The following is a 25650-nucleotide window of genomic DNA, read 5'->3' as shown; positions in this document are numbered from 1 at the left end:
AAAAAATTGTGAATATAAAAGGAGATTTTCGCTAATGGGAGGTTTTTTCGGAGCAGTCTCCAAAAGAGATTGTGTTATGGATATTTTCTTCGGAGTTGACTATCACTCTCACCTCGGTACAAAAAGCGGCGGTATGATCATTTATGATGCACAGGATGGATTTCAGCGTCAGATACACTCTATCGGCAACACACCGTTCCGTACCAAGTTTGAGAAGGATCTGGTTGATTTCCACGGATGCAGCGGTATCGGCTGTATCAGCGACAGCGATCCCCAACCGCTTCTCGTTCGTTCCCATCTCGGTATTTACGGCATCACCACAGTGGGCTGTATCAATAATGCCGAGGAGCTTGTGGAAAAGTATTACTCGGATCACGGCCATCAGTTTATGGCAACCAGCTCGGGCAAGGTCAACGCCACCGAGCTTGTGGCAGGGCTTATCAATCAAGCTGATGATCTCGTGTCCGGTATTCTGCACGCGCAGGATGAGATCGACGGCTCTCTGACCTTGCTCATTCTGACTTCGAACGGCGAGGTGATTGCGGCAAGAGATAAATTCGGTCGTCTGCCCGTTCTGATCGGTAAGAACGAGGAAGGACATTGCGTGTCCTTTGAGTCCTTTGCTTATACCAAACTGGGTTATGAGGATGCTTATGAGCTTGGCCCTCGTGAGATCGTCAAGCTCGCGACCGATAAAATCGAAACACTCTCGCCTGCGAGCGAGAAGATGAAGATATGCGCCTTTCTTTGGTCGTATTACGGCTATCCCAATTCTCGCTATGAGGGAAAAAACGTGGAGGTCATGCGCGTGACCAACGGTAAGATTATGGCGCGTAATGAAATGGCAAGAGGAGAGCTTCCCAAGGTTGACTTCGTGGCAGGTATGCCCGATTCGGGGGTTCCTCACGCGATGGGCTATGCAAGACAAAGCGGATATGAATACGCCCGTCCCTTTATCAAATATACTCCCACTTGGCCACGCTCCTTCATGCCCGCCAATCCAAGCGTTCGCAATCAAGTTGCCAAAATGAAGCAGATCCCCGTTCCCGAGCTTATCGAGGACAAGCGTCTCCTGTTCGTAGACGATTCCATCGTGCGAGGTACACAGCTTCGCGAAACCGTGGATTTCCTTTACAGCGCAGGTGCCAAGGAGGTACATATGCGCGCGGCTTGTCCTCCTATTATGTATGGCTGTAAGTATCTCAGTTTCTCCCGCAGCAACTCGGAGAAGGAGCTTCTCGCCCGTAGAGTAATCTACGAGCTTGAGGGTGACGAGGGAGATAAGCATATTGAGGAATATGCAGATGCGGGTACCGAGAGAGGAAAATGTCTCCTTAAGCGTATCTGCGAGGTATTCGGCTTCGACTCCTTAGGCTATCAGTCCCTTGACGGACTGCTTGAATCCATTGGCATCGATAAAGAAAAGGTCTGCACTTATTGCTGGACAGGTAAGGAATAATACGGAGAAAAAAAGCCGGGAAACGTTTACTCCGATACTATGGAGCGTATCACAACGAAAACGCTTGCAGATGCTTTTATCGAGTAGCAGATCGGGAAAATCCGCGCACAGGTCGGTGAGAGGAAGGTGTTGCTCGCACTTTCCGGCGTCGTTGATTCGTCGGTCGTTGCCGCACTTCTCATCAAGGCAATCATAAAGCAACTCACCTGCGTTCACGTCAACCATGGACTGATGCGCAATGGTGAGTCAGAGCAGGTGTTTATAACGACCATTATCCCAATAGAGAGGTATGTGAGAGCTGCATCGTAGAAGAGATTAGTTGTGACTACGGTATGCTTCCTTATGAATTGTTTTGTGATGATGAATTGACAGGCGAGAAATTTGAAACATTGTAAAGACAAATAAATTCCAATTTATCGAGAAGTCGGCAAAAGGCTCCCTTGTGTAAAGGGAGCCTTTTTGGTTCATCTATGTCTTGTCAATTTTCCTGACAAGCACTGCATTTGTGGACACAAATGCAAAATACGGCATACCATTTCAAGATATGCCGTATTTTTGAAAAACTGTCCTTTAGAGTAACGCTCTATGGTCCACAACTTTTTTGTTATTCTTCCTTTAAGTATCTTTCAGCTTCCGTCCAGTAGTCCATGGATTCAACAGGCTCGCTGTCGTACTGCCAGTACTGGGTCATCATTCGTTCTTTCTGCGGTCCCTCTGCGGCAACATCCGAGAGATACTTTGCAAAGTCACTCACGCTGATACTTGCCTCGGGCTTGAAGTCAGCAGACTGCCAGTAGGTCAGAAGTGCGCTAAGCATGCATCTTACGGCAGGGTTTTTGCCTTCTGTGAAGTTCATGCCCGTCACAAGAAGCTTACCCTTGCCCACTGATACCTCAAAGGCATAGCTGAAATGACGCATGGTGCGGTCATACATCAGCTCGGGAAGCTTAAACTTCTTCGGGTCAAAGCGGTCGCGGGAGCTCTTGTCAAGGCCTGCCACGATGGAATGAACCTTTACGGGGAAATCGTCAAGATTAATCTTGTCACTGTCTTCAATGAGGGGATAGTAGTGGAAATTCACCTCACCGTAAGAGGGGAAGCCGTACTTTCTCAGAAGTGCGGTATCATCCGTACCGCCGTTTATAGTGCCTCTGTCCCAAATAACGCCCTTGAAACGCTCCCATACATGACGGAATGAGTACTTAGGCGCTTTCATATCCTTGTGCAGAAGATGGCGTGTCCAGTCGGTGCGGTAGATAAGTAATACGTTTTTACCGTTTTCCAGGTCATTCAAAAGCACGTCATCAAGAGTATCGGTAACAACGTAATCACTGTTGTCCGCGAACTCAATGGGATAATTGCCCGTCAGACGGTTTTGCGCAGCCGCCTTGGGAGCGCACTCAGGGAATATCCACAATTCCCAGCTGTTTTTGCAAACACTGCCGTCGCACATATCAAGACGCACTGTGAAAGTAACTTTTTCGGCGGTGTCAATTTCGGGAAGCTCAATTTCCGCAACGCATATCTCGTAAATACCCGACTTTGCGGTATCCACAAGAGTAAGCTCGCCCACGGCATAAACCTTGCCGCTCTCGCCCTTCATTTCAAAGGTAAAGGTTGCGGTTTCGGGGGGAGCTATTTTATATTGGGAAAGAATTATGGGTATTTTTACTTTCTGACCCGCACTGAGTATCTGATCCTCAAGCTTTGCCAGCACTACCGTGTCACCGTTAAAGTCACAGAATGCCTCGGGGGAAATGCCCTGATAGTCATCAAAGCAGTCCACAACACCGTTGGAGTTTTCGTACTTGTCGGTGTCGGCAAACTGAAGCATGTGGAAGCCCGACAAAAGCTCACTGCGACGGATGCCCTCGATAGCCGTCTTCCAGCAACGGAACTGGAAGTTCTTTGTCACCTGAAGCGTGTGGGCAAAATCGTCCTTGTAGCCCTTAGCCTCCAGCATTTTTATTTCCTCATCCACCCACCAGGGAGCTTTTACGCCGTAGCGCTCGAACTTTTCTTTAAGCGCGTAAAAATCACGCCATGCGGTGTAGTGGCATACCTCGTGCGCGATAAGCGGACGGTTAAAGGAAATGGAACGGCGGATTTTGGTGTTGTCCTTTTCAACCACCATGTCGCAATCCCTTACATTGCCGAAGCACAGAAGGTTTGCGGTGTCGGAGAACATGTCCGCGTGCTTTGCGTAGGGGAAGAAATAACCCATGTGCTGAACGTCAAAGTCCACCGTATCACGGTCGTACTCGCCGTGAGCGCAGGTGTCGATGTAAAGACGGGTGGGGTCGTTTTTCTTGATAAATTCGCCTATTTCGCGGATTCTGGGCTTGGTTCCGGGGTGGCGAAGCTCGTTACCTATGCAGTAGACCATAAGAGAGGGATGATTGAAATTGGTATTTATAACATTCATAAGTCCCTCATTGGTAATAAGGTTGTCCTTGCCGTACAGCATTTCCTCGAGGTTGTTGTAATCCTCGTGTCCTTCGGCGCGGGTCTCGATGTGGATAAGCATACCCAATTCATCCGCCGCGTCAAAGCATGCCTTTGGGGGGATTACCGAGTGAAAGCGTATTGCGTTGAAGCCGTAGGACTTGGCGGTGATAATATTCTTTTTGTAGAATTCAAATTCACTCAAACCGCAGTTGTTCTGATGCTCATGCGCCGCCGCACCGCGGATATACGCGCGCATGTAGAACGGAAAACCGTTGAGGTATATGTATCTTTCGTCGCAGGAAAAGTAGCGGAACCCAAAGCGGTCGCTCAGCTTTTCGCCGTTTGAAAGCTCGATGCCGAGTGTGTACAGGACAGGCTCCTGTGCCGACCAGGGCAGTGCGTCAAACACACCCTTGACGGTGATTTCACCGTTTGCGGCATCAGCTTGTCCGCTTATTTTTGTATTGCCCATGCTGTCGGTAACACACCATTTACAGCTTTTGGCGTCGGTGTTTTTGATTTCTGCACAAAAGCCCTCACAGGGCTTCTGCGCGGTGATTCTGAAAATTGTGCCTTTTTCGCTAATCATGATTTTCTCCTTGAAATTTATCTGTGAGTTATAATGCTTTCGCCGTCAAACAGCAGATATCCCAGACCTGCTCCGTACTTTTTGTCACTGTCGGGCACGTTGTCTATGTAGTCTATAAATGCTCTGCGCATACGGGTGTCACGGGGCAGATTGGCGGTACCGTCATAAGGGTGCTGATTGAAAATGCGCCAGCCATCCAGAAATCTTTCATGATAACGGCTTTCAACTATTTCAAATTTCTCCGCGAATTTATAGGTATTGGATTTATCGCCGAAAAGAGACTGATACGCAGGGAACAAAAGCCATGAACAGCAACGTATGACCAGAACTTTGTCCCTTATCTGTCCCTTGAACAGCTCATAAGCCATTTTGTAGGATTCAATACAGTCCTTTTCAAGAAGAGGGCCGTAGCTTGAACCCGGAATGTGGCAGTTGAGAATAAGGTCGCCCTTTTTGATTTCGTAATTTTTAAGCTTCACCGACTCGTCCTCGTGGGTTTTGATGTCGTACTGCAATCTGCCGGGGGCAACACGGCAGGGAACATAAAATCCCTCATACCACTCGGGCACAAATGTGCCGAAGCATCCCATCACATCGCGGCATTCGTCCAGCTTGGACTTCAGGTCGCGCATGGCATTTACAAAAAGTGCCTCGCTCCAGCCCTTTTGTGCATACTTTTCGGGGTACAGATAGCCCGTACAATCCAGAAAAAACAGCATATTGAGAGCATATTCGCCGATTTTATCGTTTTTCAGGCTTTTAACCTTTTCCAGCGCCTCGTTAAAGCTGATTTTTCCGCTCATGTAGTCAAAAGCAACCGCCTCGGTCACACCATCGGAAAGCGCCTTGTATTTTTCGTAATCTTTTTTGTCCTCGGGTGTAAAACCGATTCTGTCAAGCAAATTTTCGTATATCATAACATTTCTCCTTTTATTTGAAGGTGACAAAGCCATAGCTTGAAAGTATCTGAAAGAATTTTGCAAGTCGCTCGTAAAGCGGTTCGGCGGCATCCCCGAAGTGATTTTTCACTTCAATGCCCAGTGCGGCAATATCCTTTTCGCCATCGATAAGCGGCCACACGAAGCTTCCGTTTTCGTCCAGATGCACATAGCTTATACGTGGCTTTCTGAAAAACTTTTGTGCTATACGGTTAAAAATACCTTTGTTTTCTATTTCCAGTGTAACCTTACCCTCCCCGTCGCACTTCCAGCCAATGGCAGGATTGCGGCAGGGGATGCGGTCAAGGTAATTTTCTGACTTGTTATTTTTCATTTTATTTGCGCTTTTTCCACAGTGAGAATTTCAGTACCGTAAGAATTATGATGCCGAACAGTACAAGGCTTCCCACATTATAAACAACGGGGTGAATGTAGGCGGAAAGGTCAATCATTTCGCCGATGCCGAATACTGCAAGAAGCGCGAGCAGTATGCCCACAAGGCCCTCACCTGCAATCATACCCGAGCAAAACAGAGTGCCGTCGCTGATAATAGCCTTCTTCTTTTCCTCGTCGCCCTTCATTTTGTCAAGCGCCAGACGGACAAGACCGCCCACCATTATGCAGGCGTTGAGCTGAACGGGCAGATATACACCAATAGCAAACGGAAGCACGGGAATACCCACAACTTCAACGATAACAGCGATAAATACACCGATAAATACCAGTCCCCAGGGGAGATTATTATCCATAACACCCTCAATGATAAGCTTCATAAGGGTTGCCTGAGGTGCACCCAGCTCCTCGCCGCCGAAGCCCCATGCGGTATCCAGCAGGTAAAGCGTTCCGCCGATAGCAAACGCCGCGGCAATAACACCGATAATCTCACCTATCTGCTGTTTTCTGGGGGTTGCACCCAAAAGATAACCTGTTTTAAGGTCCTGGGAGGTGTCGCCCGCAATAGCGGAAACGATACAAATTATGGAACCGATGGCAATAGCACTGCACATACCCGCCGCACCGGTGGAGCCGGTCATTTTGAGAATTACGGTGGTTATGAGAAGTGTTGCAATAGCCATACCCGAAACAGGGTTGTTACTGCTTCCCACCAGACCTACCATACGGGAGGAAACGGTGGCAAAGAAGAAACCGAATATTACAACTATAAACGCGCCCAGAAGCGACACGGGAATAGCGGGAACCAGCCACACCAGAAGTGTGAGAACGATAATAGCGGGAATAACTATTTTAAGGCTGATGTCCTTTTCGGTGCGCAGATTTCCCGTATTTGAACCGCTTGCGGAAATGCTCTTCATGGCGCCTGCAAAGGTGGAAACGATAAGAGGCAGAGACTTGATGAGGCTTATGATACCGCCCGCCGCAAGAGCACCTGCGCCGATATAGCGGATGTAGGTGGACCAAATGGCACTTGCACCGCCCGAAGCATAAAGCTCGCCGATGGTAGCCGACATTTCGGGAGCCATTACAACATTCTCGCCAAACAGCACAATAACGGGAATAAGCACCAGCCAGCTGAGCATACCGCCCGCGAACATATAGGACGAAATTCTTGCACCGCAGATATAACCAACGCTCATTACAGCGGGGTAAATCTGTGTTCCGATAGCACCCGCAAAGCCCTTGATGCTTACAGAGACCTCGCCTGCAACTACCTTAAGTCCGTCTATAATGAATTTAAACAGTGCCGCAAAGCCCATACCTGCAAATACGGTGGAGGCGTTTGCACCGCCCTTTTCGCCGGCAAGAAGGACCTCGGCGCATGCCGTTCCCTCGGGATAAGGCAGGACACCGTGCTCCTTAACGATAAGAGCGTTTCTCAGTGGCACCATGAAAAATACACCCAAAAGACCGCCCAGAAGAGCGATAAGAGTTATTTCAACAATGCCGGGCTTATCCATTTTGCCCTCTGCTGCCCATAAAAAGAGCGCAGGAAGAGTGAAAATCGCACCTGCCGCAAGACTTTCGCCGGCAGAACCGGTAGTCTGGACAATGTTACTTTCGAGAATGGAGTTTTTGCGCATAATAACACGGATAACGCCCATGGCGATTACCGCGGCGGGAATGGATGCCGAAACAGTCATACCTACTCTGAGTCCCAGATATGCGTTTGCGGCGCCGAATACTACCGCAAGGATTATACCCATAACTATGGAGGTCACAGTTATTTCGGGAGTAATCTTTTCAGCAGGAACATACGGCTTGAAGTCTTTGTTCTGTTGCATGATAATCTCCTTGAATTTATTATTATTTTATTTTTTACTTTATTCGCATTCCGATATTACCTGAAGCCATTTTTCGGTAAATATCTCCGCTTTTAATTCCAGCGCCAGCTCCAATTCGGAAAACGCCGCCGTGCCCGGATCATTGGGATTTACGTCCTCGGTTTCGTCAATAATTGCAAACTGCCTGAGTATATTTTCGGTGGCGAAATTAATTTCCGCCAGAAAATTGCGGCCTTTTACCGCCTGGTCGATGCAGGCGAAGAAATCCACAAACTCCTTTATTCTGTGCGAGATAAGCGAGTAAAGATCTCCCACAAATGCCGATTTTTCGTCTCCGCTCAGCGAATTTATATGCTCTCTGAGGCTCTGCCAGGTGTACTTGGTGTCACTGCCCTTGTCCTTGAGACTTATGTTATAGGACGTGAGAATACTGCCGTAACGGGTTATTTTCTCCACAAACTGATTTTCCAGATTTTTGTAATCATCGTCCGCCACAGCCATGGAAAGCAACAAAAGCTGAAGCATATAATCATACTGGCGCATGGCTATTGTGTGGGAAAAATGCCTGAATACTATTTGTGTCAGCTCGGAAAGCTCCTTCACGACAGCCTCTACCTGCTTGTAGCTGTCGTAAGCAATATCAAATTTCAACTGTGCCTGTGATTTTTCTGCCATTTTACTCCCTTTCAGCGTATCAGTCTATAACCACCTCATGACCCGTGCGTGCGGATTCATAGATGGCATCAAGAATTTTCATTATGTCCACGCCGTCCTGCGCGGGCGCCTTACATTCGGCTCTGCCAAGAACAGCATCCACAAAATTATTCATTTCCATGGCGAAAAAGTCGCCGGATTCGGTAAGACGGCGGTTAAAGAAGGTGGTGTTGGTGAGATAGCCGTTGGTGGTTGTATAAATCTCCAGCGGTGGGTCGTTTGATGCATCCAGCCTTGCGCCCGACTTTGTTCCGAACAGCTCGATTGAAGAGGTATCGCACTTTTCATTAAGGCTGAAGCTTGCCTCAACCGACAATACAAAGCCGTTGTCAAAGCGTATTATTGCGCCTGCAAAGTCCTCAACATTGAAAACGGTTTTATTGTGCAAGCCGCGATAGTTGCCGATAGAAACATTTTCGCGCAGACCGGGACGGTTGCCCAGCTTATCGAAGGTGAAGCCGTAAACCGAAACGGGCTTGGGGTTACCGGCAAGATATTTCACCATATCGATTACGTGCACACCCAGGTCTATAAGCGGACCGCCGCCCGAAAACTCCTTGTTTCCGAACCAACCGCCCGGGCATCCGTTGCGGCGCAGATATTTCGCCTTGCCGTAGTAAAGCTCGCCGAATTCGCCCTTTTCTATAAAGTCCTTAAGAAGCGCACAATCATTACCGTGACGGCGCACAAAGCCGATCATCAGTATTTTTCCGTTTTTCTCTGCCGCATCCTTCATTGCCTGCGCCTCGGCAGTATTCATGGCGGTGGGCTTTTCACACAAAACATGCTTACCTGCATTGAGAGCGGCAATAGTACATTCTGCGTGAGCGGCATTCCAGGTGCACACGCTCACCGCATCCAACTCACTCAGCTTCAACATTTCGTCCTTATCGGTATAAAGACGGGTGACACCGTATTTTTTGCCCATTGCATTAAGCTTGTCGGCATCAATATCGCAAAAAGCATAAAGCTCAACATCGGGATTATTCAGATAACCTCTGATATGCTCGTTGGAAATACTTCCTGTACCTATAATACCTATTTTTAATTTTGACATAATCCCTCTCCTTGTAATAAAACACAACTTCACGATTCTAATGATACCACAAATCCGTCCAAAAATCAACACTTTTATTCAAATTAGCAGGGTGTTATTTTTCTTTTTTATCAAAACCTATTGACTTTATAAATAAAGAGTATATAATAAGTGGTGGCTTTACAAATATTTTAAAACTCAGGGTGAAATATGAAAAAACTAAAGTATTATTGGCTTTTTATTCTGGGCAAGCTCCGTCAGCACTTTTTCATGCAATACCCCGAAAGCGAGCATGATTGGGCAATAAGCCGCGTCGGCTATCTTATCACAACCGGCGCCGCAAATGCCATAGCCGGTCTTATGGGCGGTACATTTATCGCCTCACTGCTTCGTCAGCTGGGCATGAGCGATGCACTCAACGGTGTTTTCTCCACCATTCCCACTATCGCCGCCATAAGCTGTATTTTCATGCTTGAAATCACAAAGCATATCAAAAAAGCAAAGCTCCCCTCCATAGTCAGCTGTTTTATAGCCCGTGCCATCTACGGTGTTATGGTGTTTGTACCCTTTATTGATATGCCGGGCGGTTTACGCACGGCGGTATTCCTGGGTCTTTACATAATAGCTTCGCTTCTTTTGCAGTTTGTCAGCCCCTGCAGCGGTGCATGGCTCATTTCTCTTCTGCCCGCTACTTCAAAGGGACGCTTTATCAGCATACGCGACACCGTCAACATGATATGCGCCGGCGCGGCATCTCTTGTGGGTGCAGGTGTGCTTGACCGCTTTTCCGCCGACGGAAACGAAAAAACAGGCTTTGCCGTTATAGGTATTATGATTTTCATTCTCACCATTGTGGATACAATAGGTCTCAACATGTGCAAGGAGCCTAAAATCGGCACTCTGTACATGGACGAAAATCATGAGGCAGTGGGAAGGCTCGCAAGGCGAAGCTCCAACAACGAAAAGCCCGCCAGCCTTATCAAGCTTGTCGCGGACACCTTCAAAAACCCCGGCTTCCGCAAGATAATCTGTATTTATATCCTGTGGTACATAAGCTACTATGTGGCTATGCCGTTTCTGTACATTTATCAGATTTCCGAGTTGGGTCTCAAATACACCTTTATCAATGCCATGCTTCTTATCGCAAGAGTTATATGCGCCCTCATTCTCCCCAGAATAGGACGTCTGGCAGACAAGATTTCCTACATGTTCGTACTCAAGCTGGGCACGCTCCTGACAGGTCTGGGTTATCTGGCAGGCGCTTTCTGTATGCCGGGCGGCCTTGTGCTTGTCACGTTTTCCATCCATCAGATAATCGTTACCATCGGAACGGGTGTTCACAGCATGGGCATGTCAGCAGTACTTTACTCCGTTTTCCCCTCTGACGGAAGGGATAATTCAAACTACTTTGCAGTGTATACCACCATAAACAGCATCATCGGTGTTCTCTGTACCTTTGGAGCAGGCATCGTAATGGATATTTTGCAGAAAAACAATATATCCCTGTTCGGAACTCACATCTATGCACAGCAGGTCTTGTGTGCACTTGGCACACTGGGCATTGTTGCAACGCTTTTCTACTTGAACAAGGGCTGTAAGGTGCTTGAGAAAGGAAACGGTGAGAACTGAAATGATAACACGTGTTTTTGCTAACAAGCGCGCAAGTCTTGCTTTTTGCCTTGTATGCCTCATAATGTACACTATCGTATGCGTGGGACGCTTCAGTCTTTCCACCGCCGCGGCTTTTATAATCGATGCGGGCATTTTCACAAAGTCCGATATGGGTCTGATGAACGGCTTATTTTATGCCTTTTACGGTGTGGGACAAATAGTTTTCGGCATTATGGGCGACCGATTTTCGCCAATCAAGCTTATCGGCATCGGCATCGGAATTTCCTGCGCCGCCAATTTCACCATGGCGCTGTCATCAAACGCCGTTGTTATGACGGTTCTGTGGTGCCTCAACGGCATGGGACAGGCAACCATTTTCCCCTGCGTTATAAACCTCATTTCAAATATGCTCATCAAGGAGCACCGCAGTAAAGCGTGTATGTTCCTCAACTTCACCTACACTGCCAGCACACTTCTTACCAACATCTCGGCAGTATGGCTGACAGCCAACTTCACCTGGCAGGGCATTTTCGTTTTCGCAGGCGCGGTTCTGGCAGGACTTCTCATCTTATGGACAGTTCACACCCTTACCATGCAGAAGCATCTTATCGAAAAAAATGACTACGAAGCACCCGACGACGAGCCTGTACCCTCTCACGACGAAAAAAGAATCGTCAACTATTCATTCTACAAGCTTCTTTTAATTTCAGGATTGCTGTTATCCTTTGCTCCCGCACTGCTGAGAACGGTTATCTCCAACTCCATGACCGCCTGGACACCCACCATTGTCATGGAGGTGTTTGATGTGACACCCGCATTTTCAACAACCGTTTCCAATATTATTCCCTTTTTCAATCTCGCAGGCGGTTTTCTTGCCACATTTCTCACAGCAAGACTGTTCAAAAACGAAATCGGAACATCAATATTCTTTTTCGCGCTTTCCGTGCCTCTCTTATTCCTGCTGACAAACATGCAGGGCTTGGGTGTGTGGCTGAGCGTATTTATTCTCGGTACGGTTTATGCCGTAACAAACGCCGTATGCCAGACCATAAATATCATGCTTCCAACCCATTTTGCAAAATTCGGCTGTGTTTCAAAGGTTTCGGGTGTGCTCAATGCCATGAGCAGTGCGGGCGCGGCAATATCCTTTTACGGCGTAGGGCTCCTGGCGGACAACTTCGGCTGGAGCACCGTATGCATCTTCTGGGGCTGTTGCTCACTTGCCGCCATTGTGTTCTGCGTCTTTGCACTCATCAGATGGCGCGCCTTTGACAAGGAAGAGTAAATCCGCGTACCTGCAATGCACAAATCGCACACAAGGCTCTTTCACAAATCAGCTCGACACACTGTAAGACTTTCGAAAAGTCAGGGATATTTTGCTGATTTAAGCCTGTCGGCGTACAAAGGTACGGTAGGGCTTAAAGCGGCAAAAAGCGACAAACAGCAGGTGATATTCGATGTATCACCTGCTGTTAAATTATTTTTTGCTTTATTTGCGTTTCTTGAAATATAATTTATTTCCGTCGCGGTATCACGACTTTCTCGGGAGTCTGAAGCAAGAGTGAATTTTCACTCTTGCTTCAGTGTGTCGATAGGTTTATCGACACACTGTGAGACTTTCGAAAAGTCAGGGATATTTTGCTGATTTAAGCCTGTCGGCGTACAAAGGTACGATAAGGCTTGAAGCGGCAAAAAGCGACAAACAGCAGGTGATATTCGATGTATCACCTGCTGTTAATTTGTTCTTTGATTTATTTTCGTCTTTTTGAAATATAATTTATTTCGTCGCGGTATCACGACTTTCTCGAAAGTCTGAAGCTGTAAGCACTCATTGAGTGCTTACAGCTTTTTGTGTTTACTTTTTCTTTAAATTACTGAGCGTCGCTATCCCAGTAGCCATCATCGACACCGGTTACCTTATCAAACACCTGCTTAAAGGAGCGTACTATGTCATGTCCGTAAACAACGACAGGGTTTCCGTTGTACTTGTAGGTTACATAAGGACGTGCAACGATTTTAGCAGTCTTATCACCAACACCGTAAATAGCGGCGGTGTAAATTATCTGGTCACAACCCTCGTCATATTCATTGTGCTTGTAAATGTTCTTTGCAACAACCTTGATTATTCTGTTCTCATCAAGCATATCGAGAGTCAGCTCATCTTCGCCCAGAATAGCCGCAGAGGTAAGAATCATACCGTATTCAACATCGGTAACACCTGCTTCGTTCTGCCAGCCGTTCAAGTCAAGGTATGCACCGAAACGCAGTGCCTCACCGTGCTGTGCCGCTTCTCCGCCCATAGCAGCAGCGGCGTCCTCGGTTCTTATCTGAGCGCCCGCCATGAACACGTTAATATATGCAGGGGTAGTAGGCTTGATAGTCACGGTGTAAGCAGGGCTGTATATTACATTGCCGTTGATGAAGGAATCGGCAAATGCAACACGGTAAACAAGCTTACCGTTCTTACCGCCCGGCATACCGATGGAAGCAGGCTGTGCGTTAACAAGCTCGTCAATCAGCACTATACCATTTTCGGCACCGTGAAGCATATTATTATTATTCATAAGCTCAATAACGGTTGAAGCGGTGTAATCATACTTACCTGCGTCTACATCGGCCTTGCCTGCCGCAACCCAACCCAGCTCGTCTGCGAACTTAACCTCAAGTGCTTCTTCATCTGCATTGGAATCAAGCACGGGGCTAGCGATAAATTCCTGTGCTTCCTCCATAGTTGCGAAGAAACCGATGTAGTCAAGGTCAACGTATCTGTTTTCCTCGCCTACTTCGTTGATACCGCGCTGGAAGTCAAATCTGAGAGTACGGGGAGTACCGTTCCAGGAGTAGTCGCCTGTAGTAGTACCGGAAAGATTACCGGATGCGTTTATCTCGTACAGACGCTGATGCCACTCTGTGTCGGCAACGCCTGCTGTATTGTTCATATTAAAGCTCTGATATGCATGGGCTCCGGAGTAAAGGTTGGTGTAGTAGTAAAGCTGGTTATTTTTATCACTGCTATTGCTGTGCTTGTAGCTGTAAACAACCACCTTGTATTCGGAAAGGTCGTCTATTGCGGGAACGCCGTTCTGACCGGGATAAATACTGAAGTAGAAGCCCTCGGTATCTTCAGCGTCTGTTCTTTTATAAATATGAGCATAAGAACCGCCCAGACAGCTGTCATCAGCCTTGTTTTCCACTTCAAGACCGCCGTTGTAAATCACATTACTCTTGATGTTGTCAAGCATGATTTCGTTTCCGCCAAAATTGAGAATCCAGCGGAAAGGCTTTGCGGGGACAGGAACATCTTCCTTGACAGTGCTGTCCGTATAGCTGTCATAGGTAACGGTGCAGGTAATATTTACCTTACCGTCGGTACCGTTTCTGTTTTCTGCAGTACCCGAAGCAGCCGGAGAAATAAACTCAGCCTCTAATGCAAGCTGTGCACCGGCGAAACCGGAGATAGCGGTTTCAAGTGTGCCTTTTACCGCATTTTCGATTTCGTCAGCGGTAGAAAGTGCATACAAATCATCGGTGGGTATTACTGCCGCATCAATTGCCGCCAGAGCCATATCAACAATTTCCTTGTCGGTATACTGACTTTCTGACACGGAAACATCGATATTGATGTATTCGTGAATTGCGCCGGGCTGAACAGCGGTAAGTTGTACGGTGCTTGCGGATGCGTCGATTGTACTATCACCGGATATAACAGCTTTTCTGTCATCCACATTCTGAGAATTCTGATACAGTGCTACACCGGCACGGCTCTTGTTTTCAGCTACATGGGTATTGTTGTACAGCTGATATGCGTTGGAAACATTGCTTTCCAGGTCGAATACAAGAACGATATTGGTAAGAGAAGAGCCATAGGGAAGCTCAACCTTCCATCTGCCGTCAACGTAATCTATTTCCGCATCGTACAATTCCATACTGCTTCCGTTTTTAACTCCGGTAAGGTTAAACTTGAAGTAGTAAGGTACATAAACCTCGGCAATGTAACCTGCGTTTGCAGTTTCGGTTGCCTTGTAACGAACGCTGTAAACCTGACCGGGAGCAACAAAAATTGCGCCGTCGGTTATATCGTTGTCGGTAATGGCAATCCACTCGCCGCCCTTACCGCCTGCGCGGTATTCCATTTTGGCGGTAACGCCGCTGATCTTACCGTTTTCGGTCTCCTTATCGGCAGGCATTACACCTGTTACCTCGGGAGCGCCTACGGTCATTTTATTTGCTTCCTCTTCGGTTGCATAGTATGCGATGTACTTGAAGTGAGTTTCTTGTTCATCACCGGAGGTATTTATCCAGTCACCGCCGTGTCTGGTGAGCACTGCGGCGGTAGCAATGCTGAACTGAGCGTTTGTGGAGGCATTAGCTATATTAAGCTTACCCACACTCCACTCGTTTGCTTTAGCGTTACTGTTGAGGACTCCGCTTCCATTGGTTGTACTGATTTTACCCTCTGCCATACTGCCCACTTTTTTTATAGAGGTATTGTCAGTTCCGTCTGCGTTGCGAGGGCTGTAACCATCGTTGTAAAGGAAGGTGGCTAATGAGGGGGCGGTACTCTTATAATAGGTGGAGAAAACAGGCCATGTGGAAGGGCTGAACCAGTTTATGGACTCTATCATAGAGCTGCGCATACGGGAGTCACCCGACACATGATGCCACAGATATGCCTTTTCGCCCTCGTCATATGTGAAAGACACTTCGCCGCCTTTCTTTTCCCAGGTCAGACCGTTATCTGCAACCGAAAGGTCATGGTAGTAGAAATCCTGAACGCCGTTGTAGGACGCAGCCGCCTCGGCGGTCTTGAACATACCTACATCATAGATAAGATATTCATGAGTAGTGTTTGCCGCTTCGTTGTTGGGGAAGTCGAAACGGAAGTCATGTGCATAAGTTTCAGGGGCAACAGGCACAGTTTCTTTGTCCACTGTTGTAGTACGGCTGTTGTTGGCAATTCTCAAATCGAAAATGATTCTTTCCCATTTGTCATTTGCGGTCATTGTGTTGCCGTAGCTACCGATATTAATGGAAATATGACCGTGTTCGTCATTACCGTTCTGGTTAACGAACATGTGCACATTGCTAAAGGAAGTGTTAACCGCGCCGCTGGTCTGAGTAGTCGGCATTTTGTAGGTAATACGTACAAAGGGATAGTCTTCAATCTTAACCCGCTCGTCGAAAATCACGCGCATATTAAGGTCATTTCCATCGGCAGTTTTGTATCTGGTGGTGTAGCGCAGTGCATTGTTCTCTGCATCCATTGAAATATCGCCGAGGTTTCCCACTGTGTGCAGGTCGATTTTTTCCTGGCTGTCAAAACGGATATATGTACCGATGTCACTATCCTGAATAACAGCGCCCGCACACAAGGTCATTGCCATACACAGAATAAGCAATGCAGAAATTGTGAGTAATGCTTTTTTCATGATAAACTCCTTTATATATTTTTTCTATTTTATGTCTTTACCCGGAAGTCAATATATGTAATCGCCGAAGCGTTTACAACACACAATATGTAGTGCTGAAAATGAGTTATAACACTGTATGTATACAGTGTTACAAAAGGGTACCCTTTTGTGTAAACTCTTGTACAAATATACACATACATTGTAGCATATTTCCATAAAAAAGTCAATACATTTTTACTATTTTAACAGTTTTTCCGCCAACCGCCGTCATCTGCCGTCCACATGTCATCATGAGCAGTGCTACGTACAGCGGTTTGCAAAATTGTCACGCGTGACAATTATAGCTTAAGCGGATCGGCTATAGCCGAAAAGAGTCGAACTAATGCCGCCGAGAAAATTTCTTTCCGGCATAAATACATCTTTGAAAATTATCTTTCCTCGGTTCGAGGGAAGTTTCAAGGAACGATTTTTGTTTCTTTCAAGGCATTTTTGCGCAGTTATATGTACATATTACAAGAAAAAATAACGCCGAAAGGGGCGAAAATCGTCCTCGAAACCGACATGAGTTCGGCTCTTTTCGGCTCTGCACCTGCAACGCACACACACAAAAAGGACCCGACTTGCGTCGGGTCCCTTAGGAACTTAAGTATTAAGTTAAATTAACGAATTATGCGAGTACTTCTTCTTCGTAGTCGTCGTAGTATTCGTCGAGGTTAGCGAAGCCTGCGAAGTCGCCTTCAGCGTCAACCCACTGCCAAGGAAGAATTACCATGTAAGCAGGCTTGTAGCTGAGACCGCTGGTAACGAAGGTTCTAACAACCTTGCCCTCGAGCTCGGTAGCATCTTCGGTTACTTCAACAGTGATTTCGTCGGTGTCTTCGTCGATGTCGATAACAACGATGTTAACGCCGTTGAGCTTGATTTCCTGGCTGTATTCGCCGGGATCGCCCATTTCGCCCTGGTTGAGACCCTTGAATACAGTTGCAAAAGTATCATCATTGATGAGCTTGTTGATCTGCATCAGTTTTCTGGTGTCTGCGCCGGACTGGAGGTTGTTAGCGTTGAATACTTCGTACTTGCCGCCGTCAGCAACGTCTTCGTTGATTACAGCCTTAACGGAACCGTTGTTAGCTTTGCGAACCAGAGTGCCTTCGCTCCAGATGGTGCTGTTAGCAGTGGTATCAACGATGGTTTCGGTAGCACCGGTAACAGGGTTCAGAACTTCGTATACAGTGTAGGTGTTGTCTTCGTCGTCGATTTCTTCACCTGCAGAGAGAACGATTCTGTAATCCTGGTATTCGTTGTTGGTATCACCAACGAGAGAAGCGTCAGCGATGTAAGCAACGAGGAGGTTCCAACCGGTGATCTTTTCATCAGCATCCTTAACAGCTGCGATGATAACGTTGGTAAGAGTGGTCTTGCCGTACTTAGGCATGTTAGCCATGGTGTAGCGCTTAACGCTGTCGTAATTGCCGTTCTTCATGTTAACTGCGTACAGCTCGGAATCAGCGGTGAGGCCGATGTTGTAGATCTTGCTGTTTGCAGAAAGCTTGTAGATGTTAGAGTTGGTGTCGTACCAGATCTGAGCGGAGCCGCTTGCGAACTGATGTTCGTAGCCATCTTCGTTATCTGCAGCGATCTTGTCAGCAGCAACCATGCCGTTTTCTACAATGTACTTGCCATCCTTGATGTCAGTAACAGTGATAACGGACTTAGGAGTGAGGTCGTCGATCTTGTCAGCTTCAACGGGGAGAGTAACAGCCTTGCCGTTCATGAATGCGATGATGGTGTTAACGTCTGTAACGGTACCGTCTTCGGTATCAACAGAGGTTTCAACCTCGCCGCCCTGAATGAAGAATGCGTAGCTGTAAGCTTCGTAGCCGGTAGCGCTTTCCTTTTCGGTGTAGATGATCTTATCGTTGATGATGTAGAATACATCTTCCTTGTTGGAAGCGTCGAGCTTCTTAGCTGCCATGTAGGTACCTGCAACGGGGTAGTTAGCATCTGCGAAGGTTACAACGTCGCCGGTAGCGAGAGTGTACTTGTAGTTTGCGAGGCTGGAGCCGGTTCTTCTGGTAATGGTGGTAACCAGGGGCTCAACAACAGAGTCAACAACGGTGAAAGGACCGTACTTGTAGGTCAGAACATAGTCGCCCTTTGCTACTTCTTCAGCGTTGATTACGAGAGTGCATTCTTCCTCTTCGGTCTTGAATTCACCGGAGGTTTCGAACTTGTAAACGCCCTTGGTGGAAATGCCGGTAACCTTTTCGAAGGTCATGGGGAAGAACATGATGTAGTCGGGAGTTGCGTCCTTGTCTACGTCAACGATCTTCTGAGCGTACATACCTGCGTCGAGGTCCTTCTTGGTCTGGTAGAATACAGGAGCGTCAACAGAAAGGTCGGTTACAACCTTGATTTCGTTGCCGTTGATGTAGTAAACGATCTGCTCATCAGCGTCGGTGAGGTCAAATACCTTGCCGTTAACGCGGATTGCGTTCTTCTGAGCCTTTTCTTCTTTATCAGTGCTCTTTTCCTTCTTGAAGTAAACTTCAACATCAGCTTCTGCGTCGAGGTCAGAGTTGATTACGGAAGAAAGAACAACTGCCTTCTTGTCGTCGAGAGATTCGCCTCTGTAGAGGATTTCGATGTAAGCAAGGATGTTGTCATCGCTTACGGTGCCTTCTGCAACTGCGATTTCTTCGAAGTCGTAGGTGTCAACGTCGCCGAACTGCTCGCCGTCTACGATTTCGATAAGACCGTACTGCTCTTCGTCAACGGTGCCTCTTGCAGGATCGATGAAGAAGTTTTCGGTAGCAACGATCTGGTAGGTTTCCTTCTTGAAGTTGTAAACGTCGATTGCGATTTCGAAGTTTCTTTCAATAGCTTCTACGAGAGGATAGCCGTTGTAAAGAGTAACCTTGTTCTCTTTGATTACTTCAGCGCCTTCAGCTTCGAGAGCGTTGTAGAGAATGATAGCAACTTCGCCACGGGTAAGCTCTTTGTCATATGCAGTGCCTTCGAGGCCTTCGGTAAGACCAATCAGACGAGCCTTGGTGATGTTGCCAAGGGGATATGTAAGATTGGTGTAGCCGAGGAGACGGCAAGCCATGGTAAGAGCGTCCTGGTAAATGATGTGAGCCTTAGGCTCGAAGGTGGTGGGGGTTGTACCGTTGATAACCTTTGCATCAAAGCACCATGCGATAGCGCTGTTGAAGTAAGGATCATCGAGGTCGGTGAAAGGAGTGAGGTTGTCACCGTTTTCGATGTTAACGGTAGTGTACAGACGGGTGAAAAGCATAGCCATCTGTTCACGGGTAACGGGATCTTCGGGTGCGAATGTGGTCTCAGTCTTGCCCTTGATTACTTCGAGGGAAGTCAGAGTGTTAACAGCATCAAAGCAAGCATCGTTAACGGTAACGTCTTCAAAAGCGCTAACGCTGAACGCTGCAACTGCCAGCATGAGTACTGCTAAGAGCATTGCTAACTTTTTCATTGAAAAGTCCTCCTAAAAAAAATATTTTGTGGCAAGTTTTTCTTGCATTGTCATTGTACAACAAGTACGGAAAAATGTCAATAGCTTTTAATCGTTTGTAACACACATGTAACACAGGGCGGTTTTTTGTTACAAAACGTAGGGGTTTTGTTACAAACCGCGGGCGGTTTGTAACAGAATGTGCTAATGCCAAAATCTCGCAAGCAATTTCGGAATTATGGAAGAAAGCCGCGGACAAAAGTCCGCGGCTTTCAACATTAATTGCTAATTGATAATTGCGAATTATATTAGATGCCTTTCTTATTGCGGTCGATCTTCTCAAGGTCGGTGAAGTTGTAGTTAGCAACGTGACCGGGCAGGGGCAGAATCTTTTCATTGATAGCATCAATGATGGTATCAGCCTGCGGGAAGAAGAACTTTTCAAGCTCGAACGCGGGAGTGATCCAGTTTCTGGAGCCTACAACTACGGGAGGTCCGTCAAGGTAATCGAATGCAAGCTCAGCAACGGTGGAAGCCATGTCGCGCATTACGGACTGACGCTCGCAAGCGTCACCTACGAACACGATCTTACCGGTCTTCTTAACGGATTCCAGAACCTTTTCATAGTTGAAAGGAACAATAGAGCGTGTATCGATAACTTCAGCGGAGATGCCGTACTTTTCTTCCAGAATCTTAGCAGCTTCCAGAGCTCTGTACAGAACAGCACCGATGGTAACGATGGTGATATCCTTACCTGCGCGCTTGATATCGGGCTCGCCCATGGGGATTTCGTAGTATCCTTCGGGTACGCCGCCTTCATGGAACTGCTCGCCGATGTCGTAAATTCTCTGGCTCTCGAAGAAGATAACGGGGTCGGTGCCTGCAAGAGCGGCGTTCATAAGACCCTTAGCATCGTAAGGAGTGGAGGGGAATACAACCTTCAGGCCGGGAATGTGAGCAGTGAGAGCGGTCCAGTCCTGAGAATGCTGAGCACCGTACTTGGAACCAACGGAAACACGTACGATAACGGGCATCTTGAGGATTCCGGCGCTCATGGACTGCCACTTGGACAGCTGGTTGAAGATTTCGTCGCCTGCACAGCCGATAAAGTCAGCGTACATAAGCTCAACGATAACTCGTCCGCCTGCCATAGCATAACCTACTGCGGAGCCTACGATAGCGGCTTCGGAGATAGGAGAGTTGAAGAATCTGTGGTAAGGAAGGCTTTCGGTGAGACCTCTGTAAACTGCGAACGCGCCGCCCCAGTCACGGTTGTCTTCGCCGTAAGCGATAAGGGTAGGATCGGTATAGAATTTATTGATAATAGCCTCGAACAGACCGTCGCGCAGACCGAATACCTTAGCCTTGGGTACGGGCTTGCCGTCAGCATCAAATGCAAAACGAGCCTTGGCCTTGAGAGCTTTTACGCGGGGGTTCTCTTCAAGAGGAATGAGAACGTCGGGCTTGCGGTCGGGATCCATGGAATCAACGTGCTGGTTGGAGAACATAATGTCTGCAATAGCGCCGGGATCCTTTGCAAGGTCCATACGGGGAGAGATCTCATCGTTGATAGCAAGCTTAATGATGTTGGTCATGCGCTCCTTGATCTTTTCTCTGATAGCTTCGAACTCAGCGGCAGTAGCAATTTTGCCCTTAACCATCTTGGTTTCGAATGCAACCAGAACATCCTCGTTCTTCCAGGTCTCGATTTCCTCGGGAGTTCTGTAAGTGGAGGAGTCGGAAGGAGAGTGGCCGGAGATACGGTAGGTAACGATATCCAGAAGAGCAGGACCCTCGCCCTTGAGCAGCTGAGCCTTCTTTCTGGTGTATGCGTCGATAACTGCAAGAGGATTGTAGCCGTCAACACGTTCAGCAAGCATCTGGTTGGGAGTTACACCGGCACCGATACGTGCAGCGATGTTGTAGCCCATGGTTTCACCGTAGGTCTGACCGCCCATACCGTAGAAGTTGTTATTAACGTTGAAGAGTATCGGAACACCGCCGTTGTGCTCTTCATCCCACAGCTTCTTGATCTGGTCCATGGTGGACATAACAAATGCTTCCCAAACAGGTCCGCGAGCCAGCGCGCCGTCACCGGAGTTGGCAACAACGATACCGGGCTTCTTGTTTACTCTCTTATAAAGAGCTGCACCGAATGCGATACCTGCGGAACCGCCAACGATAGCATTGTTGGGGTAGATACCGAAGGGCAGGAAGAATGCGTGCATGGAACCGCCCAGACCGCGGCTGAAGCCGGTGGTACGAGCAAAGATTTCAGCAAGTGCACCGTAAAGCAGGAAGTCGATGGCAAGTTCTTTGATGCCGTCCTTCTTGCTGGGCATATTCTTCTCAACGATAGAGTAGATGTTACCGCCCAGGAAGTTCTTCATTACGTCTTCGACTTCAGCTTCGGTGAGCTTTTCGATTGCAGAAAGACCCTTAGCGATGATTTCGCCGTGGCTTCTGTGAGAACCGAAGATGTAGTCATTTACGTCAAGCACGTAAGCCTGACCAACTGCGGTAGCTTCCTGACCGATGGAAAGGTGAGCAGGACCGGGGTTGTTGTACTCTACGCCGTTGTATGCGCTCTTGGTCTTGATGTCGTTGAGCATGGTCTCAAACTCACGGATGGTAGCCATGTCACGATAAATGCGCATGAAATCTGCTTTGGTGTAAAGCTTCTTTTCTTCTGCCAGTGTTTTGTTGTACTGGTTTACGGGAATGTCTTCAAAGTGAACAAAGCCCGCTTTTCTGACCTCTTTGGGGTCAACGAATAAACTCTTAGGCATAGTCGGAAATCTCCTTTATATTCATTATATTATTTTTTACTGTTTTTGTATCTGAATTGCTGCGGTGCTTCGCGTGCATGATGTTCGCACTGCACTCGGTACACGATACGCCGTCACGCAAGTGACCTGCTTAATCGAACATGAACAGTGCTTCGCGTGCATGATGTTCGCGCTGCACTCGGTACGCGGATTGGGTGCAGGGCTTACCCTGCTTAGTCGAACATGAACAGTGCTTCGCGGATTACCTCGCAAACAGTAGGATGGGGGAATACCATCTTCTGAATGTCGGCGATTCTCATTTCGGTCTCAACCATCATAGCCGCACCGTAAATGATTTCGGAAGCGTAGGTGCCTATCATGTGCATACCTACAATGTTCTTGTGGTCAGCATCGATTATTATCTTGAGAATACCGTTGCCGCCCTCGTTCTCGGCGATGTATCTGCCGCTGAACTTAAGGGTTACGGACTGAATTTTAACATTGAGTCCCTTAGCCTTTGCGGTCTGCTCGGTTTCACCTACTGCCGCAACCTCGGGGTTGGTGTAGATAACGGAAGGAATGGAATTGTAGTTGATTCTGTCCTTCTTGCCGAGAATGTTGTTGATGCAGACCTCGCCCTCGCGGTACGCGGTGTGCGCCAGCATGCTCTTGCCGTTTACGTCGCCTGCCGCCCATACACCGGGAACGTTGGTCTTGCCGTATTCGTCGGTAACGATGGCGCCGCGCTCGATTTTAACACCGATATTTTCAAGTCCGATGCCTGCGGTTCTTGCACGGCGTCCGATGGATACCAGAGCATAGTCACAGGGAATTTCGGAAATCTTGCCGTCCTTTTCGTAAGCCACCTTCTTGTCAGCAATGGAGGTAACCTTTGCGCCCAGAATGAACTCTACGCCGCGTTTAGCGTATTCTTTCTGGAGAAGAGCGGAAATTTCGGCATCGGTAGGACCTGCAATGTGGTCCAGCATTTCAACAACGTAAACCTTGGAGCCTACGGAGTTGAAGTAAGAAGCCATTTCAAGACCGATAACACCGCCGCCTACGACAACGATGGTCTTGGGGATTTCGCGAAGGTCGAGAATCTCGCGGTTGGTCAGAGCAAAGCCGTTCTTGATGGAATCAGCCAGACCGGGAATGGGGGGAACAGCGGCATTGGAGCCTGTGCAAACCAGAAGCTGTTTGCCCACATAGTCCTTGCCCTCAGCGGTAACTACAAAGCCCTCTGCGTTTCTTTCCTTTATAACAGCGGAAGCCTTAACAACCTCAACGCCCGCCTTTTTAAGCTTGGCGCCGACACCGCTTACCAGTGTTTTAACAACATTGTTCTTGCGGTCAACCACCTTGTTGTGGTCGATGGAAGCACCCGTAAAGGTTACACCGTAGTCAGCGGCATGCTTGCCGTAGTCGAAAACCTTAGCGGAATAGAGGAAGGTTTTGGTAGGGATACAGCCCTCGTTAAGACATACACCGCCCAGTGCGCGTTCCTCGATAACGAGAGTTTTAAGTCCTGCATGAGCAGCATGCTCGGAGGCATTGTAGCCTGCGGGGCCGCCGCCCAGAATAATAAGATCGTACATTATTATATAACCCCTTTCTTACAGAGCCATGAGAATGTCGAAGTTCTCAAGGTTGTAGCAAAGTTCCTGAAGGAATTTAGCCGCAGGAGCGCCGTCCAGTGCTCTGTGGTCGAAGGTGAGGGACAGACCCATTGCAGGGTAAATAACGTCCTCGCCGTCTACTTCCTTTATCTTCTTGGTGATGTTGTTCACGCCGAGAATACAGGTCTGGGGGGGATTGATAACGGGAGTGAAGCTTTCGATGCCCATAGCACCCAGGTTGGTAACGGTGAAGCTTGCGCCCTTGAGGTTGTCAGGGGAGATAGTACCCTTCTGAGCCTCGGAGATTACAACCTTTGCCGCCTTACTGAGCTCGTTGAGAGTCAGCTTTTCAGCCGCAAACACGGTAGGAACGAGAAGTCCTCTGTCGGTGTCAACCGCAATACCGATATTGGCATTGGTGAAGTATCTCATCTTGTCGTCCAGGAAGTGAGCGTTCACAGCCTTGTGGTTGAGAAGTGTTCTGGAAACGGCATAAAGCACCATGTCGTTGAGAGTGATCTTTGCAAGACCCATCTTTTCCGCATGAGCCTTGAGACCTGCACGGCAAGCCTGAAGCTTGGTAGCGTCGAAGGAAGTGTTGAGAGTGAGCTGAGCCATTGTAGACAGGGAGTTGTGCATAGCCTTGGCAATAACCTTGCGCATGTTGGGGAGCTTTTCGTCCACATATGCCGCTGCGGGAGCCGCAGATGCAGCAGGAGCTTCAACAGCCGCAGCCGCCTCGGGAGCCTTGGGAGCCAGGTCACCAAGAACAACTCTGCCGTTAGCGCCTGTGCCTTCAACAGCACTCTTGTATTCGCCCATAGCCGCGCCGCTTACGGTGAAGCCCTTGTCCAGAAGAGCCTGAACGTCGCGCTCAATAATTCTGCCGTAGGGGCCGGTGGGAACTGCCTTGAGCAGGTCAGCATTGGTCTTGATGGCAAGATTTTTAGCTCTGGGGGAGATTTTTTCTACATTAACCTCTGCCGCGGTAGCCGCAACGGGAGCCGCCTGAACTGCAGGAGCCGCAGATACAGCGGTAGCTGCTTCTGTCTGAGCGGGTGCCGCAGATGCACCGTTTACAAACGCACTTACGTCTGTGCCGGCAGGACCGATAAGACAAACGTTGTCGAGACAGGGAACGTCTTCGCCCTCGTCTGCAAGGATAGCAAGCAGAGTACCCTCAACAGCCGCCTTTTCCTCGAAAGAGGACTTGTCGGTTTCGTAGGTAAAGAGAATGTCACCGTTTTTAACGGTATCGCCTACCTTCTTTTCCCAGGTAGTGATAACACAGCTTTCAACGCTCTGTCCCTGACGGGGCATGATAACCGCGGTAACAGAAGCGGGA

14 protein-coding genes and 1 pseudogene are annotated in these 25650 nt (G+C 48.1%); 4 read left to right on the top strand and 11 right to left on the bottom strand.

Going from position 1 to position 25650, the window contains the following annotated elements:
* Positions 1-34 precede the first annotated feature (34 nt).
* Both E7588_05565 and E7588_05560 read left to right on the top strand, forming a co-directional pair.
* The gene (locus tag E7588_05565; protein MBE6688727.1) at positions 35-1459 is read left to right on the top strand and encodes an amidophosphoribosyltransferase; all 1425 of its coding nucleotides are present in this window, start codon (positions 35-37) and stop codon (positions 1457-1459) included.
* A 39-nt stretch (positions 1460-1498) separates the two neighbouring features.
* Positions 1499-1717 (top strand): annotated as a pseudogene (locus E7588_05560) (glutamine-hydrolyzing GMP synthase subunit GuaA).
* A gap of 346 nt (positions 1718-2063) precedes the next feature.
* Here the strand turns inward: E7588_05560 and E7588_05555 are convergent.
* From E7588_05555 to E7588_05530, 6 genes are read right to left on the bottom strand one after another with little or no spacing between them, the layout of a single operon-like run.
* Positions 2064-4496: a hypothetical protein gene (locus E7588_05555; protein MBE6688726.1), complete on the bottom strand. Its 2433-nt coding sequence runs from the start codon at positions 4494-4496 to the stop codon at positions 2064-2066.
* A 17-nt stretch (positions 4497-4513) separates the two neighbouring features.
* Positions 4514-5413, bottom strand: coding sequence for a hypothetical protein (locus tag E7588_05550; GenBank protein ID MBE6688725.1), 900 nt, complete (start codon positions 5411-5413; stop codon positions 4514-4516).
* Between the two features lie 13 nt (positions 5414-5426).
* Positions 5427-5768, bottom strand: coding sequence for a PqqD family protein (locus E7588_05545; protein MBE6688724.1), 342 nt, complete (start codon positions 5766-5768; stop codon positions 5427-5429).
* Position 5769: 1 nt separating this feature from the next.
* Entirely contained in the window at positions 5770-7674 is a 1905-nt protein-coding gene (locus E7588_05540; protein ID MBE6688723.1) for an oligopeptide transporter, OPT family, read from the bottom strand.
* Between the two features lie 39 nt (positions 7675-7713).
* Entirely contained in the window at positions 7714-8349 is a 636-nt protein-coding gene (locus tag E7588_05535; protein ID MBE6688722.1) for a hypothetical protein, read from the bottom strand.
* Positions 8350-8368: 19 nt separating this feature from the next.
* On the bottom strand, positions 8369-9445 hold the full coding sequence (locus E7588_05530) for a Gfo/Idh/MocA family oxidoreductase (protein ID MBE6688721.1): 1077 nt from the start codon (positions 9443-9445) through the stop codon (positions 8369-8371).
* Positions 9446-9634: 189 nt separating this feature from the next.
* On the opposite strand from E7588_05530, the gene E7588_05525 reads away from it, so the two are divergent.
* Together E7588_05525 and E7588_05520 are read left to right on the top strand one after the other, a co-directional pair.
* On the top strand, positions 9635-11053 hold the full coding sequence (locus tag E7588_05525) for an MFS transporter (GenBank protein MBE6688720.1): 1419 nt from the start codon (positions 9635-9637) through the stop codon (positions 11051-11053).
* 1 nt (position 11054) lies between these two features.
* The gene (locus E7588_05520; GenBank protein ID MBE6688719.1) at positions 11055-12320 is read left to right on the top strand and encodes an MFS transporter; all 1266 of its coding nucleotides are present in this window, start codon (positions 11055-11057) and stop codon (positions 12318-12320) included.
* Between the two features lie 586 nt (positions 12321-12906).
* Here E7588_05520 and E7588_05515 read toward each other — a convergent pair.
* The 5 genes from E7588_05515 to E7588_05495 form a co-directional block, all read right to left on the bottom strand.
* Complete coding sequence (locus E7588_05515; GenBank protein MBE6688718.1) at positions 12907-16464, bottom strand: hypothetical protein; 3558 nt, start codon at positions 16462-16464, stop codon at positions 12907-12909.
* A 649-nt stretch (positions 16465-17113) separates the two neighbouring features.
* Positions 17114-19939: an S-layer homology domain-containing protein gene (locus E7588_05510; GenBank protein ID MBE6688717.1), complete on the bottom strand. Its 2826-nt coding sequence runs from the start codon at positions 19937-19939 to the stop codon at positions 17114-17116.
* A 287-nt stretch (positions 19940-20226) separates the two neighbouring features.
* On the bottom strand, positions 20227-22707 hold the full coding sequence (locus E7588_05505) for a dehydrogenase (GenBank protein MBE6688716.1): 2481 nt from the start codon (positions 22705-22707) through the stop codon (positions 20227-20229).
* Positions 22708-22919: 212 nt separating this feature from the next.
* Positions 22920-24287: a dihydrolipoyl dehydrogenase gene (gene lpdA / locus E7588_05500; GenBank protein MBE6688715.1), complete on the bottom strand. Its 1368-nt coding sequence runs from the start codon at positions 24285-24287 to the stop codon at positions 22920-22922.
* 15 nt (positions 24288-24302) lie between these two features.
* Positions 24303-25625: a 2-oxo acid dehydrogenase subunit E2 gene (locus E7588_05495; protein MBE6688714.1), complete on the bottom strand. Its 1323-nt coding sequence runs from the start codon at positions 25623-25625 to the stop codon at positions 24303-24305.
* Between the last annotated feature and the right edge of the window lie 25 nt (positions 25626-25650).

Source organism: Oscillospiraceae bacterium (assembly GCA_015065085.1).
Taxonomy (GTDB): Bacteria; Bacillota; Clostridia; order Oscillospirales; family SIG627; genus SIG627.
Note: the sequence above shows the minus strand (reverse complement) of the source record. Positions and strands in the feature narration are given on the sequence as shown.